At 62.9% G+C, this 14,712-nt stretch carries 17 protein-coding genes; 4 read left to right on the top strand and 13 right to left on the bottom strand.

Translation table 11 applies throughout. The features are described from left to right. Positions 1 to 30 precede the first annotated feature (30 nt). The 6 genes from NKI70_RS17785 to NKI70_RS17810 all read right to left on the bottom strand — a co-directional run bounded on the left by NKI70_RS17785 (position 31) and on the right by NKI70_RS17810 (position 4,959). Positions 31 to 474 carry a CHRD domain-containing protein gene (locus NKI70_RS17785; RefSeq protein ID WP_352700630.1) on the bottom strand — a complete coding sequence of 148 codons (444 nt, stop codon included), beginning with the start codon at positions 472 to 474 and terminating at the stop codon, positions 31 to 33. A 146-nt stretch (positions 475 to 620) separates the two neighbouring features. After that, on the bottom strand, positions 621 to 1,592 hold the full coding sequence (locus NKI70_RS17790; RefSeq protein WP_352700629.1) for an ABC transporter substrate-binding protein: 972 nt from the start codon (positions 1,590 to 1,592) through the stop codon (positions 621 to 623). A 40-nt stretch (positions 1,593 to 1,632) separates the two neighbouring features. Then, the gene (locus tag NKI70_RS17795) at positions 1,633 to 2,769 is read right to left on the bottom strand and encodes an ABC transporter permease (RefSeq protein ID WP_031211556.1); all 1,137 of its coding nucleotides are present in this window, start codon (positions 2,767 to 2,769) and stop codon (positions 1,633 to 1,635) included. Further along, positions 2,766 to 3,644 carry an ABC transporter permease gene (locus tag NKI70_RS17800; RefSeq protein ID WP_352471508.1) on the bottom strand — a complete coding sequence of 293 codons (879 nt, stop codon included), beginning with the start codon at positions 3,642 to 3,644 and terminating at the stop codon, positions 2,766 to 2,768. Before NKI70_RS17800 ends, NKI70_RS17795 begins: the two co-directional genes overlap by 4 nt. Then, positions 3,645 to 4,178: an endonuclease domain-containing protein gene (locus tag NKI70_RS17805; RefSeq protein ID WP_352724781.1), complete on the bottom strand. Its 534-nt coding sequence runs from the start codon at positions 4,176 to 4,178 to the stop codon at positions 3,645 to 3,647. It abuts the gene before it with no gap. Then, entirely contained in the window at positions 4,168 to 4,959 is a 792-nt protein-coding gene (locus tag NKI70_RS17810; RefSeq protein WP_352589388.1) for an ABC transporter ATP-binding protein, read from the bottom strand. Before NKI70_RS17810 ends, NKI70_RS17805 begins: the two co-directional genes overlap by 11 nt. Before the next feature lie 190 nt (positions 4,960 to 5,149). Here NKI70_RS17810 and NKI70_RS17815 point away from each other — a divergent pair, with 190 nt between their 5' ends. After that, positions 5,150 to 5,554, top strand: coding sequence for a cupin domain-containing protein (locus tag NKI70_RS17815; protein WP_352700628.1), 405 nt, complete (start codon positions 5,150 to 5,152; stop codon positions 5,552 to 5,554). A gap of 35 nt (positions 5,555 to 5,589) precedes the next feature. Here the strand turns inward: NKI70_RS17815 and NKI70_RS17820 are convergent, their stop codons facing one another. The 5 genes from NKI70_RS17820 to aptA form a co-directional block, all read right to left on the bottom strand. Then, positions 5,590 to 5,931 (bottom strand): hypothetical protein, encoded by a 342-nt coding sequence (locus NKI70_RS17820; RefSeq protein ID WP_031211553.1) that lies wholly within the window; start codon positions 5,929 to 5,931, stop codon positions 5,590 to 5,592. A gap of 29 nt (positions 5,932 to 5,960) precedes the next feature. Next, complete coding sequence (gene hydA, locus NKI70_RS17825; RefSeq protein ID WP_352621211.1) at positions 5,961 to 7,412, bottom strand: dihydropyrimidinase; 1,452 nt, start codon at positions 7,410 to 7,412, stop codon at positions 5,961 to 5,963. Positions 7,413 to 7,471: 59 nt separating this feature from the next. Then, positions 7,472 to 8,722: a Zn-dependent hydrolase gene (locus NKI70_RS17830; protein ID WP_352700627.1), complete on the bottom strand. Its 1,251-nt coding sequence runs from the start codon at positions 8,720 to 8,722 to the stop codon at positions 7,472 to 7,474. A 3-nt stretch (positions 8,723 to 8,725) separates the two neighbouring features. Continuing rightward, positions 8,726 to 9,172, bottom strand: coding sequence for an endonuclease domain-containing protein (locus NKI70_RS17835; protein ID WP_023675867.1), 447 nt, complete (start codon positions 9,170 to 9,172; stop codon positions 8,726 to 8,728). Between the two features lie 112 nt (positions 9,173 to 9,284). Beyond that, a complete protein-coding gene (aptA, locus tag NKI70_RS17840) occupies positions 9,285 to 10,613 on the bottom strand; it encodes an omega-aminotransferase AptA (protein ID WP_352589376.1) in 1,329 nt (442 codons plus the stop codon). A 243-nt stretch (positions 10,614 to 10,856) separates the two neighbouring features. On the opposite strand from aptA, the gene NKI70_RS17845 reads away from it, so the two are divergent. After that, positions 10,857 to 11,498, top strand: a complete 642-nt coding sequence (locus NKI70_RS17845) for a TetR family transcriptional regulator C-terminal domain-containing protein (protein WP_023675865.1) — start codon at positions 10,857 to 10,859, stop codon at positions 11,496 to 11,498. Between the two features lie 226 nt (positions 11,499 to 11,724). On the opposite strand, the gene NKI70_RS17850 is transcribed toward NKI70_RS17845, so the two are convergent. Beyond that, positions 11,725 to 12,597: a helix-turn-helix transcriptional regulator gene (locus tag NKI70_RS17850; protein WP_352700626.1), complete on the bottom strand. Its 873-nt coding sequence runs from the start codon at positions 12,595 to 12,597 to the stop codon at positions 11,725 to 11,727. Positions 12,598 to 12,702: 105 nt separating this feature from the next. On the opposite strand from NKI70_RS17850, the gene NKI70_RS17855 reads away from it, so the two are divergent. After that, positions 12,703 to 13,554 carry an SDR family NAD(P)-dependent oxidoreductase gene (locus tag NKI70_RS17855; RefSeq protein ID WP_352700625.1) on the top strand — a complete coding sequence of 284 codons (852 nt, stop codon included), beginning with the start codon at positions 12,703 to 12,705 and terminating at the stop codon, positions 13,552 to 13,554. Next, positions 13,551 to 14,273, top strand: coding sequence for an SDR family oxidoreductase (locus tag NKI70_RS17860; RefSeq protein WP_352700624.1), 723 nt, complete (start codon positions 13,551 to 13,553; stop codon positions 14,271 to 14,273). The genes NKI70_RS17855 and NKI70_RS17860 overlap by 4 nt, the downstream gene beginning before the upstream one ends. 23 nt (positions 14,274 to 14,296) lie before the next feature. Here NKI70_RS17860 and NKI70_RS17865 read toward each other — a convergent pair whose 3' ends face one another. After that, entirely contained in the window at positions 14,297 to 14,674 is a 378-nt protein-coding gene (locus tag NKI70_RS17865) for a DoxX family protein (RefSeq protein ID WP_352700636.1), read from the bottom strand. Positions 14,675 to 14,712: the final 38 nt, after the last annotated feature.

The raw sequence follows: 14,712 nt of genomic DNA on the forward strand, positions 1-14,712 counted from the left end.
TGATTGCCCTGTTTTGTCGTCGTGATCTGCCTATTTGGCCTTCTCGATCTGGCCGCGGATCTCGCCGTCCGCGTGGGCCGCGGTGTGGATGTTGACGTAATATTTGCCAGCCTCAAGATCGGTGGCCTGGGCATCAGTCAATGTCGCCGAACCCTTGATCGGGCTCTTCAGCTTGCCTTCGAACGGCACCACTGGATCGGCGTTTTGACCCTTTTCCGCTGGGCCGTGAATGTGTGCGGCCTTCGCCGGCCCGCTGAGGCCGGAATATCTCACGGTCCAGCTGAGTTTCTTGGTGGCGGTGTTGAACCTGAGCGTGGCGGTGCCCTTGCCCTTCGTGGTGACGGGCGGGTTCTGCTGAGCACCATCGAGCGTCGCCGTCATCTTTATGGTTTCGGCCAAGGCCGGTGAAGCAGAGAAGATGGCTGCAGAAATGGCCAGCGCCGAAAGCATCGGCGTGAAGGACTGGATGCGCATGGAAACCTCCGTTGTGACACCCTTGGGCGGGTGCACCGGCACAACGATTTTGCGAGCGGATGTTTCCGCCGGTAACGTTCATTTTACCTCCCACTAAAAAGGGGCGGTCGCCCGCCCCTTTTCCGCTACAAGCCAGTTTGACAGCCCTATTTGATGGCCTTGTCGGTGATCGCCGTCGTGTAGGCGCCGGTAGGCTCCTTGCTGATGATCTTCTGGTCGAGCAGCGCCTTGGCGGTGCGCTCGTAGGTCGCCGGATCGAGCTTGCCATCGGCATTGTCGATCAGCTTGGCGACTTCGCCCATCATGCGCTTCTGGTGATTCTCGTCCTGGCCGCCATTGTCCATGACGATGCCGGCCGCTTCGTCGGAATTGTCGACGGCGTATTTCCAACCCTTCATCGAAGCGCGCACGAAACGCACCATCTTATCCTCGAAGGCCGGATCCTTGAGCTTGTCCTCCAGGGCATAGAGCCCGTCTTCGAGCAGATCATTGCCCATGGCGGAATAGTTGAAGACGGTCAGCTCTTCCGGCTTGTAGCCGGCGTCGATGAGCTGCCAGTACTCGTTATAGGTCATGACCGAAATGCAATCCGCCTGCTTCTGGATCAGCGGCTGCACGTCAAAGCTCTGCTTGAGCACGGTGACGCCGTCCGGCCCGCCATCGGTCTTGAGGCCAAGCTTGTTCATCCAGGCATAGAACGGATACTCGTTGCCGAAGAACCAGACGCCGAGCGTGTGGCCCTTGAAGTCGGCTTCCGTCTTGATCGGACCGTCCTTCGGGCAGACCAGCTCCATGCCGGCCTTCTTGAACGGCTGGGCGATGTTGACCAGCGGCACGCCCTTCTCGCGCGCAGCCAGCGCACCGCCCATCCAGTCGACGATGACGTCGGCGCCGCCGCCGGCAATAACCTGCTCCGGTGCAATGTCCGGTCCGCCGGGCTTGATATCGACGTCGAGGCCCTCGGCGTCATAGAAGCCCTTGGCCTTGGCGACATAATAGCCGGCGAACTGTGCCTGGGTGACCCATTTCAGCTGCAGCGTCACCTTGTCCGCGGCCAACGCCTGGAACGCGGCAAGCGACATCGCGCCGGCCAGCATCGAAACAACAAGTCTTTTCATGTTTTTACCCTCTGAAGTTAGCGCCCTAAACCCACCGCCCCTATCCACCACGGACAGAGGGATGCCAAAACGTGACTGCTCTCTCGAAAAGAGCGACCACGCCATAAAAGACCGAACCCGCAAGTGCTGCAACTGCGATTTCCGCCCACACCATGTCGATGTTCATCCGCCCGACTTCCGTCGAAATGCGGAATCCCATGCCGACCACCGGCGTGCCGAAGAACTCGGCGACGATGGCGCCGATCAGCGCCAGCGTCGAATTGATCTTCAACGCATTGAAGATGAAGGGTGCCGCCGCCGGCAGCCGCAGCTTGAACAGCGTCTGCCAGTAGCTCGAGGCATAGGTGCGCATCAGGTCGCGCTCCATATGGCCGGAGGCGGCAAGCCCGGCGACGGTGTTCACCAGCATCGGGAAGAAGGTCATGATGATGACCACCGCTGCCTTCGACTGCCAGTCGAAGCCGAACCACATGACCATGATCGGCGCGACGCCGATGATCGGCAGCGCCGACACCATATTGCCGATCGGCAAAAGCCCGCGCCGCAGGAACGGCACGCGGTCGGCGGCGATGGCAACGAGGAAGCCGGCGCTGCTCCCCGCCACATAGCCGAAGATAACCGCCTTGAAGATGGTCTGCCTGACATCGGCCCCCAGCACCGGCAGCGAGCCGACGATGCGTGCACCGATGGCGCTTGGCGGCGGCAACAGGATGAAGGGAATGCCGGCACCACGCGTCACCGCCTCCCAGATGATCAGGATCCAGGCGCCGAAGATGGCCGGAATGATCAGGCGCAGGGCGGTTGACGCCCAGCGCGATGTCGGGCGAAACGACGACAGGACCGTTACGCAGCGCCAGGCCAAAAACCACGCCGCGACGAGCAGCAGATAGAAGGATGCGCGAGCGCTGCCCTCATTGCCGGTTATGCCGGCGAGCAGCATCCACGCTGCGCCGTGCGCGCCAAGGAACAGCAACACCACCCCGATCATCGGTGGAAAGTTGTCGGCCTCGATTGCCACGAGCAGCAAAATGAAAATCAAAACCGTAGTTGCCATGCCGTAACCGGGCGTAGCACTGACGAGCGGCCAAAGAAGCAGCGCGCCGGCAAGCAGGACAAGCGCGGCATACCCCTGCCAGGATCGAGGCGTGATTGAGGAAAGGCTCAGGATGGAGCTCATGCCGGCCTCCCGCCCATGGCGCGGTCGACAAGGCGCCCGGCGATGCCGACGACCATCACCAGCAGCGCCGCGACCACCGACCCGGCAACCAGAGCCGACCAGATGTCGATGGTCTGGCTGTAATAGGCGCCGGCGAGCAATTTGGCGCCGATGCCGGCGACGGCGCCGGTCGGCAACTCGCCGACGATGGCGCCGACCAGGCTGGCGGCCACCGCCACCTTCATCGAGGTGAACAGGAACGGCACCGAAGCCGGCACGCGCAATTTCCAGAAGGTCTGCGAGGCACTGGCATTATAGGTGTGCATCAGGTCGAGATGGGTGAGCTCGGGCGAGCGCAGTCCCTTCACCATGCCGACCGCCACCGGGAAGAACGACAGATAGGTCGAGATCAGCGCCTTCGGGATAAGCCCGGTGATGCCGACCGCCGCCAGCACGACAATGATCATCGGCGCCACCGCCAGGATCGGAATGGTCTGCGAGGCGATGATCCACGGCATCAGACTGCGGTCGAGCGTCGCCACATGCACGATGCCGACGGCGATGACGATGCCGAGCGCCGTGCCGAAAGCAAAGCCGAGCAGCGTCGACGACAACGTCACCCAGGCATTGTAGACAAGGCTGCGGTTCGAGGTGATGCTACGCAGAAAGGTGTTTTCGAAAAAATTCACCGCCACCTGATGCGGCGCCGGCAGCGTCGGCTTCGGCTGTACCAGCGTCTTGCCGATGAATTCCACAATACCCGGTGTCTGATTGGCGCGGCGGTCGAGATCGCGCTGGAACGGCGCGTTGAGGATGACAGCCATGACGTACCAGACAACGACGACGCCCAGAAGGATCGAGGTCACCGGAACGATCTTGTCGCGAAACGAGTCCATCTAGCAGGCCTCGCAGGATGGGTGCCCTCCTCTCCCCAACGGGGAGAGGGTGGCCGGAGCGAAGCGGAGGCCGGGTGAGGGGGTAGAAATCTTTCCGTCGAGGCAAGCCAAGATCGTATCAAGGACCGCTCGGCGTTCGGCCAAGACTTCATGGTTCCAGAACCGAAGAACGGAATACCCGTGACCATTCAGCCAAGCAGTTCTCGCGGCATCGGTTGGAGATTCCGCGTGCTGGCTGCCGTCGATTTCCACGATCAGCGCGCTCTCACGACAGACGAAATCTGCAAAGAACGGCCCAAGCGGCACTTGCCTCACAAATTTGTAGCCGTTGAGATGGCGCCCTCTTAGTTCCCCCCAAAGCCTGTATTCAGCCTCGGTCTCGTCAAACCGCAGCTTTCGAGCGCGAGCGGTCGCCCCGATCTTTCTTTTGGTCGGATCCGCCAAGGCCCCCTCACCCGACCTCCGCTTCGCTCCGGCCACCCTCTCCCCGTTGGGGAGAGGAGGGAGCTCATCTTCCGCCGCCTCAATCATCATAGCTGTGCCCTGCCCTCAGCCCGTCCCGCACGCGTGCCGCGATGGCCAGGAACTCCGGCGTCTCGCGGATATCGAGCGGCCGCTTTTTCGGCAGCGTCGATTCTATGACGTCGCTGACACGCCCCGGGCGCGGCGACATGACGACGATGCGCGTCGACAGATAGACCGCCTCAGGGATCGAATGGGTGACGAAGCAGATAGTCTTGTTGGTCCGCTCCCAAAGCTCCAGCAACTGTTCGTTGAGGTGATCGCGCACGATCTCGTCCAGCGCGCCGAACGGCTCGTCCATCAACAAAAGGTCGGCATCGAAGGCGAGCGCCCGCGCGATCGAGGCGCGCTGCTGCATGCCGCCCGAAAGCTGCCAGGGGTATTTCTTCTCGAAGCCGCTGAGGTTGACAAGGTCGAGAGTGCGCTTGATGCGCGCCGCCTGCTCCGCCCTGGACAGGCCCATGATCTCCAGCGGCAGTGCCACATTGCGCTTGATCGTGCGCCACGGATAAAGTGCGGCCGCCTGGAAGACATAGCCATAGGCGCGGCTCTGGCGCGCCTGCTCGGGCGTCATGCCGTTGACGGAGATGGCTCCCGATGTCGGCTTCTCCAGATCGGCGATGACGCGCAGCAAGGTCGTCTTGCCGCAGCCGGAGGGCCCGATGAAGGACACGAATTCCCCCTTGCCGATGGTCAGGTCGACATTCGACAGCGCCTGCACCGGACCATCATTGGTCTGGAAGGTCAGGCCAAGCTTGCTTGCCGAAACAACGGCTGGCGATACTCCCGTCATCGGCCGTAGCCTGTCGCTTCCGGCCACTGCGGCGCCGGCCGGAATCCCATTGATTTTACCCTGATGTTGCTTTCCACTCGCCCAGTCCTACTCGCCCAGTCCTACTCGCCCCAGTTCTACTCGCCCCAGTTTTACTCGCCCCAGTTCTACGCGCCCTTGTCCCATCAGATAGACGCCCGGAGTTGCCCCGATGTCGCCCAAACCGACTTGCCATCTTATCCGCCCTGAAAGCTCTTATGAAGGCAAGCAGGGCCTGAGTTATTTCGCCGGTATCGCCGCCGAAACAGTCGGCTCGTCCGGCATCTGCATGCATCTGCTGACCATGCCGCCGGGTGCCCGCGCCAGGGCGCATATGCACGAAAACCATGAAACCGCGATCTATGTGCTCTCCGGCGAAGTCCATACCTGGTATGGCGACCGGCTCGAACAGCATATCGTGGTCAAGGCCGGCGATCTTTTCTATATTCCCCCCGGCGTGCCGCATCTGCCGGCCAATCTGAGCGACGGCCCCGCCTCGGCGGTCATTGCCCGAACCGATCCCAACGAACAGGAAAGCGTCGTCCTGCTGCCGGAACTGGACGGGTTGGTCGCCTGACGCCGGCATCGAGGCAGCGGTCGTCATCGGCACCGTCACGAACATGATTTCAGCGGCCCTATCTCCTCAAGGCCGGGAATGGTCACGAAGAAACCGTCCCCTCCTCTGTTGATGACCTTGACGACATCCGTGGTCGTGCCCTCCTCGCCCTCGGCGAAACAGGTGGAGCTCAACAACAAGGTGCCAGGCGCTGTCGTCAGTCGCTGTGCGAACTGGCAGCCGCTGCCATAGGTTTCGACGCCGTCGGCGGTCAGCACGACATAATCGTCGCTGTCCTGATAACCGAGCCGTACACCAGCGCAACCGACCTCATTGCCAAAGGAGCCGGCAAGGACGTCAGCCGCCGCCGGCCCGGCGGCAAGGATCACCGCGGCCATTGAGATAATCGCTCCGTGGCTCGCCAAGCTCAAACGCCCGTCGCCGGGATGCCCGTCCGTTCCACCTTGCGCGGCGCGGAAATTTCCTTCCACGTCGACAGCGCCCGGTTGACCGCCGCGTTCGGCTCGCGAGCGACGAACTCGCCATGGCCGGGCTTCGCCTTGACCTCGTTTTCCTCGATCGACAGTTCGCCGCGCGAGAAGACGAAGCGCGGCAGGCCGGTTACCTCAAAACCTTCGAAGACATTGTAGTCGATCACCGACTGCTGCTTCTTGGCCGTGATCTTCTTCTTGCGCTTCGGGTCCCAGACGATGATGTCGGCGTCCGCGCCTTCGACGATGGCGCCCTTCTTCGGGTACATGTTAAGGATCTTGGCGATGTTGGTCGAGGTCACCGCGACGAACTCGTTCATCGTCAGCCGGCCGGTCTTAACGCCGGTCGTCCACAGCACCGGCAAACGATCCTCGAGCCCGCCCGTGCCGTTCGGGATCTTGGTGAAGTCGCCGACGCCGTTGCGCTTTTGTTTGGTGGTGAAGGCACAATGGTCGGTCGCCACCACTTGCAGCGACCCGGCCTGCAGGCCGGCCCACAGCGAATCCTGGTGCAGTTTGTTGCGGAAGGGCGGGCTCATCACCCGGCGCGCCGCGTGGTCCCAGTCCTTGTTGAAATATTCGCTCTCGTCCAGCGTCAGGTGCTGGATCAGCGGCTCGCCGAATACCCGCATGCCTTTCTGGCGCGCCCGGCGGATGGCTTCGTGCGCCTGCTCGCAGGAGACATGCACGACATAGAGCGGCACGCCGGCCATGTCGGCGATCATGATGGCGCGGTTGGTCGCCTCGCCTTCCACTTCCGGCGGGCGCGAATAGGCGTGTCCCTCCGGACCACTATTTCCCGCCGCAAGCAGCTTCTGCGACAGCGCCGCCACCACGTCGCCATTCTCGGCATGGACCAGCGGCAGCGCGCCAAGATCGGCACAGCGCTGGAACGACGAATAGAGCTCGTCGTCATCGACCATCAGCGCGCCCTTGTAGGCCATGAAATGCTTGAACGAGGTAATGCCCCTGTCGACGACGGTGGCCATCTCGTCGAACACCTGCTTGCCCCACCAGGTGATCGCCATGTGGAAGGAATAGTCGCAGGACGCTTTCGAGGTCTTGTTGTCCCACATCTGCAGGGCCTCGAGCAGCGACTGCTGCGGCGCCGGCAGACAGAAATCGACGACCATCGTCGTGCCGCCGGCAAGGGCCGCGCGGGTACCGGATTCAAAGTCGTCGGCCGAATAGGTGCCCATGAACGGCATTTCGAGATGGGTATGCGGGTCGATGCCGCCCGGCATCACATAGCAGCCGCTGGCGTCGAACTCATGGTCGCCATGCAAATCCGAGCCGATGCCGATGATCTTGCCGTGCTTGAACAGCACGTCGGCCTTCCACGTGCGGTCGGCGGTGACGATGGTGCCATTCTTGATGACTTTGGACATTTTCATGTTCCCTTTGTTCTCTTCGCGCTTCTTGTGAGCGGCGTTGCGAGGCTATCCCATCATTCGACAATCACCGCCGTGTCGACGACCGCATGGAACAGCACGTCGGCGCCGGCCGTTGCCCATTCCTTGGTGATTTCCTCGGCCTCGTTGTGGCTGAGACCGTCGACGCAGGGGCACATCACCATTGCGGTGGGTGCGACGCGGTTGATCCAGCAGGCGTCATGGCCGGCGCCGGAGACGATGTTGCGATGCGTATATCCCAGGCGCTCCGCCGCATCCCGCACAGCCTTGACGCAGCCCGCGTCGAAAGTGACCGGGTCGAAATGGCCGACCTGCTCGATTTGATATTTGATGTCGAGCGCGTCGCAGATCGTGTCGATGCCTTCGCGGATGCGCCCGTCCATGGCGTCCAGCACCTCCTTTTCCGGCGAGCGGATGTCGATGGTGAAGACGGTGCGCCCGGCGATGATGTTGCGCGAGTTCGGATAGACCTCCATATGGCCGACCGCGCCGACGGCGTCGGGCTGATAGTCCATGGCGATCTCGTGCACCAGTTCGATCACCCGCGCCATGCCGAGCCCGGCATTGCGCCGCTTCGGCATCGGCGTCGAGCCGGTGTGCGCCTCCTTGCCGGTCAGCGTCACCTGCAGCCATTTCAACCCTTGCCCGTGGGTGACGACACCGATATCGATGCCCTCGTCCTCAAGGATCGGGCCCTGCTCGATGTGCAATTCGAAGAAAGCGTGGATCTTGCGCTCGCCGACTTTCTCGGTGCCCTTCCAGCCGATCCGTTCGAGCTCCTCGCCGAATTTCTTGCCGTCCTTGTCGACATGCGAATAAACGTCGGCCTGGTCGAGCACGCCGGCGAATACCCCGGACGCCATCATCGCCGGCGCAAAGCGGGCGCCTTCCTCGTTGGTCCAGTTGGTGACGACGATCGGGTGCTTGGTCTTGATGCCGAGATCGTTGAGCGAGCGCACGACCTCCAGGCCGCCGAGCACGCCGAGCACGCCGTCATACTTGCCGCCGGTCGGCTGGGTGTCGAGATGGCTGCCGACATAGACCGGCGGCAGGCTGGGGTCGGTGCCTTCGCGACGGGCAAACATCGTACCCATCTCGTCGACGCCCATTTCGAGCCCCGCCTCATCGCACCAGCGCTTGAACAGATGCCGCCCTTCGCCGTCCTCGTCGGTAACGGTCTGGCGATTGTTGCCGCCGGCAATGCCGGGGCCGATCTTCGCCATCTCCATTATCGAATCCCACAAACGGTCTGAATTGATTCGCAAATTCTCGCCGGGGGCGGCCATATTCTAAAACCTCATTGGTTGTGGCACGCCAGCGTCCCCCTCCCCCTCGAGGGGAGGGTGGCCGCGAAGCGGTCGGGTGGGGTCGGCTGACATGCGCGCGACCTTCTCCTTGACCACCTGTGCGACATGCCAGGCGCTGTTTATGACATCGGGCTCATCGACGCGAAAGATATCGAACCCGAGCGATCGCAGATAGGCATCACGGACGGCGTCGTGCCGTTTGCCCTTCTCCTGTTCGTGCAGATCACCATCGACTTCAACGACCAGCTTTACCGCAAGGCAAGCAAAGTCGACGATATAAGGCCCGATCGGACACTGGCGGCGGAACTTGATGCCGGCCGATTTCAATTCGCGCAGTTCATACCACAGCAGGGATTCGCCTTTGGTCGCATGAACTCGAAGCGCGCGCGCCTTTTGGCGCATTTCGAAGCTCACGCGGGTCCGGGGCATCATAGGCACCTATGCGGCCGAAGGTCAGGCTGGCGCACTGCCGCACCGACCCCACCCGGCCGCTTCGCGGCCACCCTCCCCTCGAGGGGGAGGGAAAGCTGCGGCAAATTCGTCAATCCACGGCCCTCAGCACTTCGCGCACATGGTCGATCAATTCGTTGATCTGACCTTTGGTGATGATCAGCGGCGGCGATAGCGCGATGATGTCGCCGGTGGTGCGGATCAATGCACCACGCTCGAACGCCTTGACGAAAGCCGAGAAGGCCCGCTTCGTCGGCTGGCCGGTGATCGGCGCCAGCTCGATCGCGCCGATCAGGCCGATGTTTCTGATATCGATGACGTTCGGCTCGCCCTTCAGCGAGTGCAGCGCGTCCTCCCAGTACGGCGCCAGTTCCTCGCCGCGCGTCAGCAGCCCCTCTTCCTTGTAGGTGTCGAGCGTGCCCAACGCCGCCGCGCAGGCGATCGGATTGCCCGAATAGGTGTAGCCGTGGAAGAACTCGATCATGTGCTCGGGCCCAGTCATGAACGCGTCGTGGATTTCCTTCTTTACGAACACCGCGCCCATCGGGATGACGCCGTTGGAGACGCCTTTGGCGGTGGTCATGATATCCGGCGTGACACCGAAATAGTCGGCGGCGAACGGCGTGCCGAGACGGCCGAAACCGGTGATGACTTCGTCGAAGATCAGCAAGATGCCGTGCTTGGTGCAGATCTCGCGCAGCCTCTCGAGATAGCCCTTCGGCGGCAGGATGACGCCGGTGGAACCGGCCACCGGCTCGACGATGACGGCGGCAATGGTCGAGGCGTCGTGCAGTGCGACGATGCGCTCCAGCTCGTTCGCCAGTTCCGCGCCATGCTCCGGCACGCCCTTGGTGAAAGAGTTCTTTTCCGGCAGATGCGTGTGTGGCATGTGATCGACGCCGCCGAGCAGCGTGCCGAACATCTTGCGGTTGGTGACAATGCCGCCGACGGAGATGCCGCCGAAATTGACGCCGTGATAGCCGCGCTCGCGGCCGATCAGACGGGTGCGCGAGCCCTCGCCTTTTACGCGGTGATAAGCGATTGCCATCTTCAGCGCCGTCTCGACCGATTCCGAGCCGGAATTGGTGAAGAACACATGGTCCATGCCCTTCGGCGCGATGTCGACCAGCCGGTTCGCCAGCTCGAACACGATCGGATGGCCCATCTGGAACGCGGGTGCGTAGTCGAGCTCTGCCGCCTGGCTCTGGATCGCCTCGGTGATCTTCGGGCGGCAGTGGCCGGCATTGACGCACCACAGGCCGGCGGTGCCGTCGAGCACCTTGCGCCCGTCGCTGGTCGTGTAGTGCATGTCCTTGGCCGACACCATCATGCGCGGCGCCTGCTTGAACTGCCGGTTTGCCGTGAACGGCATCCAGAATGCGCTGAGATCGTTCGGCGTGACTTTCAGCCGGTTGGACATGACCAAGACTTCCCCTTGTAACCTGTTTCGGTGCGGCTAACGCTTGGTCTTTCCAACGCTTGGTCTTCGCGACGTTTTCGTGCTACGCAAATTTTTGACCGGTTGGACAAACGTTAGCACCGCCTTATCAGCGGTCAAGGGATTACTAGCGGAAATGCGGCTTTCGAAGTGCGCTCCACAGGGCGAGGAAAAACTGGTCCAGAGAATTGGTCCAGACACTCCTCACGGCGAAGGTTTTGCGGGGTGACGGGGGCGGTCGAAAGCTCCCCTCCTCGCCGCACCCGCATTCAGCTGGAAAAGCGCGAGCTCATCCTGGAGGCGGCGCTAGAAGTCTTCTCCACCAACGGTTTTCGCGGCTCGACCATCGACCAGATCGCCGAAGCCGCCGGCATGTCGAAGCCGAACCTGCTCTATTATTTCCGCCGTAAGGAGGACATCCACGAGACGCTGATGCAGCGGCTTCTCGACACCTGGCTGGCGCCGCTGCGCGAACTCGACGACATCGGCGATCCGCTAACCGAACTGCGCAGCTACATCAGGCGCAAGCTGGAAATGGCGCGCGATTTCCCGCGCGAGAGCCGGCTGTTCGCCAATGAGATCCTGCAGGGCGCGCCGCGCATCATGCCGATGCTGGAAGGGGAGTTGAAGACGCTGGTCGACGAGAAAGCCAACGTCATCAAGGGCTGGATGCGCGCCGGCAAGATTGCCCGCACCGACCCCTGGCACCTGATCTTCTCGATCTGGGCGACGACGCAGCATTATGCCGATTTCGACGTGCAGGTCCGCGCCGTGCTCGGCCCCGATCGCGGCGGCGACGGCCGCTTCGAGGACGCCGCAAGATTTCTCGAGCAACTGTTCATCGACGGGCTGAAGCCGAAGGGCTGAGGCAGCTCGGCTGTCGCAAACCTCCCCCATTGCTTCGTCATCCTGGGGCGCAGCAAGGAGCGGAGCGACGCAGCGCAGACCCCAGGATCCATGCCGTGACCTCAGAGCGTTGCTGCGGTGCAGGATTCTGCTCCGCTGCACTCTTCCGTTAAGGTTACGGCATGGATCCCAGGGTCTCCGCGACGCCGCTTCGCGGCTGCTACGCCCCAGGATGACGAAGCTGGGTTCAGGCGCTGCGCCGCTCGGCCGGAAGCGTCTCCAGCAGCTGTTCGAGCTTGGCGATCGAGTTCTGCTCGGCGAGCGGCGTGTAGACGATCAGCTTCATGTCCGAGCCGTCGTCGATCGACAGGCTCATATGCTCGAACGCCATGGCGCCTGCCGTCGGATGCCTGACATGCTTCACACCCGACAGGTTGCGGGCCACATCGCGCAGCGGCCACCATGCCCGAAACTCCGGGCTCGAGCGCGTCATCAGCGCGATCAGCCGCTCGAAATCCGGATCGCCGACATATCTGGCGCTTTCTGCCCGGAATGACGCCAGCACGGCACGCGCCAGTTCCTCCCAGTCAACGAGCAGGCGCCGATGCTGCGGGCTGGTGAAAACCATATGGACGATGTTGCGGGCATCGCCCTCCAGCAGGCCATAGTCGCCAAACACGGCTGCCGCGGCAGAATTCCAGGCCAGCACGTCCCAGCGCCGCCCAAGGACATAGGCCGGCTGCAGGACCAGGCTCTGCAGCATGTGCAGCAACGGGCTATCGACCTTTTCCGGCGCGTCGACGCGACGCTCCGGCTGCGGGCGGCCGGCAAGGATGAACAGATGCCGTTGCTCGGCCGTGTCCAGGCGCAGCGCTCGGCTGAGCGCCGTAAGCACTTCCACCGAGGGCCGAACGTCACGGCCCTGCTCCAGCCAGGTGTACCAGGTCGTGCCGACGCCGGCGATCATCGCCACCTCCTCGCGCCGCAGCCCGGGTGTGCGCCGGCGCAGGCCGGTCGAGATGCCCGTGGCCGATGGCGTCAGCCTTTCGCGCCGCGAACGCAGAAAGGCGCCAAGCTCGCGGCGACGGCTGCCTTCGGCAGAATGCGTGGTGGAATCCATCGGCGCTATTATAGCAGTACCGATACCAGGATAAAGTTTGAACTGTTTGGCATGCGTCTGGTGCCCCATCTTTCTGCTCAGAGCGATGACATGGAGGCTCTGAACATGGAACTGAAAGACAAGACGATCCTGATTACCGGCTCGACCGACGGCGTCGGCAGAGTCGTGGCGCAAAGGCTCGGCGCCGGCGGCGCCCGCATCCTGGTGCATGGCCGCGACGCGACAAGGGGCAAGGCGACCGTGGCCGAGATCGAAGCCGCCGGCGGCAAGGCCGAGCTGCTTGTCGCCGATCTCTCCTCCCTGGCCGAGGTCCGCCGCCTCGCCGAAGCCGTCCGCGCTAGGACCAAGCGGCTCGATATCCTCATCAACAATGCCGGCGTCGGCACCGCCGGCCCCAACGCGAAACGACAGGTCAGCGCCGACGGCTACGAGTTGCGCTTTGCCGTCAACTATCTCGCCGGCTTCCTGCTCACTACGGAGCTGCTGCCGCTGCTCAAGTCCAGCGCGCCGACGCGCATCGTCAACGTCGCCTCGGCCGGCCAGCAGGCGATCGACTTCGACGACGTCATGCTGACCCGCTCCTATGACGGCGTCCGTGCCTACTGCCAGAGCAAGCTGGCGCAGATCATCTTCACCATCGATCTGGCGGAGCAGCTGAACGGCACCGGCGTCACGGTCAACAGCCTGCATCCGGCAAGCTACATGAACACCACGATGGTGCGGCAGGCGGGCGTCACACCCTGGAGTTCGGTCGAAACCGGCGCCGAAGCCATCATCAATCTCGCCACATCGCCCACGCTGGAAGGGCGAAGCGGCCTCTATTTCGACGGCCAAAGGGAATCCCGCGCCGATGCGCAAGCCTATGACGCGAAGGCGAGGCAGCAGTTGCGTGAATTGAGCCTCGGTCTTGTCGGGCTCGCACCCGCTTCCGCTACATCGAAGAAAGAAAATTCATGATCGAGAAAACGCAGCACGCCGTGATCGTCGGCGGCTCCTCCGGCATCGGCCTCGCCACCGCGAAAAAGCTGCTCGGCCCGGGCATGAAGGTGACGATCACCGGGCGCAGCAGGGAAAGGCTCGACAATGCATGGCAAAGCCTTGGCGGCGCCGTCGAAAAAGCTGCCTTCGATGCCGCGAAGCCGGACGAGGTTCGCCGGTTCTTCAGCGATCTCGGCCCTTTCGATCACCTGGTGCTGGCCGCCAGCGGCGGCAAGGGGCTCGGTCCGTTCGAAACACTTGACCTGACCGATATCGGCGGCGGCGTCGACGAGAAGGTCCGGCCACAGCTCTCCTGCCTGCAGGCCGCCTTGCCGACGCTGAACAAGAGCGGCTCGGTGACTTTCATCTCGGCGGTGTCGGCGCAATTGTCGGCGCCGGGTATCGCCGGCATCGCCGCCGTCAACGGCATGCTGCTGACCGTGGTGCCGATCCTGGCGATGGAGCTGAAGCCGTTACGCGTCAATGTCGTGGCACCGGGCGTCATCGACACGCCGTGGTGGGATTTCCTGCCCGATGAACAGCGCCATGCGGTGTTTGCCGAGTATGCCGGCAAGACGCCGGTCGGCCGCATCGGCCGCGCCGAGGACGTCGCTGAGGCGATTGCGTTCCTGGTTTCGAACAGCTTCGTCACCGGCCAGGTGCTGACCTGCGACGGCGGCTTGCGGTATGCGGCCTAAGGCGGCTGCCTCCACGAGGCGTGTCAAAGCGACTGCGCGATCAGCGCCAGAAATCCTCCGGTCAGCGCGACGTTGCCGACAAAGCCGTTGATGCGGGACGCGCGCTCGGGCCCCTGATGATCCCAGAAATTGTGGAACATCGGCGTAGCAAAAACCAGGAACAGGATCAGGCATGCCGCCGCCGGAGCGGTCCAGATGCCCGCGATCACCAACGCTCCGGCGATGATCTGCAGGACGATCCCCAGCCACAGCACCGGCCGCGCCTGCGGCACGCCGCGCGTCGTCATCAATTGGCTCACCAACGCCGCATTCTGGATGTTGCGCAGGCCGGCAAAGACAAAGGCGCCGCCAAGCAGCAGGCGGGCGGCGAATAGAATCTCACTATCAAAGTTTGAAAACATGCTGTCGGTCCTTGGAAAAGAGGCGCGCGGCCCAAGGC

This window comes from Mesorhizobium sp. M0500 (assembly GCF_040321165.1).
In the GTDB taxonomy this organism is placed as follows: Bacteria; Pseudomonadota; Alphaproteobacteria; order Rhizobiales; family Rhizobiaceae; genus Mesorhizobium.

What these genes read in the sequence shown, in the direction of transcription:
- NKI70_RS17785 (WP_352700630.1), bottom strand. Translation starts at nt 474, where the DNA reads ATGCGCATCCAGTCCTTCACGCCGATGCTTTCGGCGCTGGCCATTTCT.
- NKI70_RS17790 (WP_352700629.1), bottom strand. Translation starts at nt 1,592, where the DNA reads ATGAAAAGACTTGTTGTTTCGATGCTGGCCGGCGCGATGTCGCTTGCC.
- NKI70_RS17795 (WP_031211556.1), bottom strand. Translation starts at nt 2,769, where the DNA reads ATGAGCTCCATCCTGAGCCTTTCCTCAATCACGCCTCGATCCTGGCAG.
- NKI70_RS17800 (WP_352471508.1), bottom strand. Translation starts at nt 3,644, where the DNA reads ATGGACTCGTTTCGCGACAAGATCGTTCCGGTGACCTCGATCCTTCTG.
- NKI70_RS17805 (WP_352724781.1), bottom strand. Translation starts at nt 4,178, where the DNA reads ATGATGATTGAGGCGGCGGAAGATGAGCTCCCTCCTCTCCCCAACGGG.
- NKI70_RS17810 (WP_352589388.1), bottom strand. Translation starts at nt 4,959, where the DNA reads ATGACGGGAGTATCGCCAGCCGTTGTTTCGGCAAGCAAGCTTGGCCTG.
- NKI70_RS17815 (WP_352700628.1), top strand. Translation starts at nt 5,150, where the DNA reads ATGTCGCCCAAACCGACTTGCCATCTTATCCGCCCTGAAAGCTCTTAT.
- NKI70_RS17820 (WP_031211553.1), bottom strand. Translation starts at nt 5,931, where the DNA reads ATGGCCGCGGTGATCCTTGCCGCCGGGCCGGCGGCGGCTGACGTCCTT.
- hydA (WP_352621211.1), bottom strand. Translation starts at nt 7,412, where the DNA reads ATGTCCAAAGTCATCAAGAATGGCACCATCGTCACCGCCGACCGCACG.
- NKI70_RS17830 (WP_352700627.1), bottom strand. Translation starts at nt 8,722, where the DNA reads ATGGCCGCCCCCGGCGAGAATTTGCGAATCAATTCAGACCGTTTGTGG.
- NKI70_RS17835 (WP_023675867.1), bottom strand. Translation starts at nt 9,172, where the DNA reads ATGCCCCGGACCCGCGTGAGCTTCGAAATGCGCCAAAAGGCGCGCGCG.
- aptA (WP_352589376.1), bottom strand. Translation starts at nt 10,613, where the DNA reads ATGTCCAACCGGCTGAAAGTCACGCCGAACGATCTCAGCGCATTCTGG.
- NKI70_RS17850 (WP_352700626.1), bottom strand. Translation starts at nt 12,597, where the DNA reads ATGGATTCCACCACGCATTCTGCCGAAGGCAGCCGTCGCCGCGAGCTT.
- NKI70_RS17855 (WP_352700625.1), top strand. Translation starts at nt 12,703, where the DNA reads ATGGAACTGAAAGACAAGACGATCCTGATTACCGGCTCGACCGACGGC.
- NKI70_RS17860 (WP_352700624.1), top strand. Translation starts at nt 13,551, where the DNA reads ATGATCGAGAAAACGCAGCACGCCGTGATCGTCGGCGGCTCCTCCGGC.
- NKI70_RS17865 (WP_352700636.1), bottom strand. Translation starts at nt 14,674, where the DNA reads ATGTTTTCAAACTTTGATAGTGAGATTCTATTCGCCGCCCGCCTGCTG.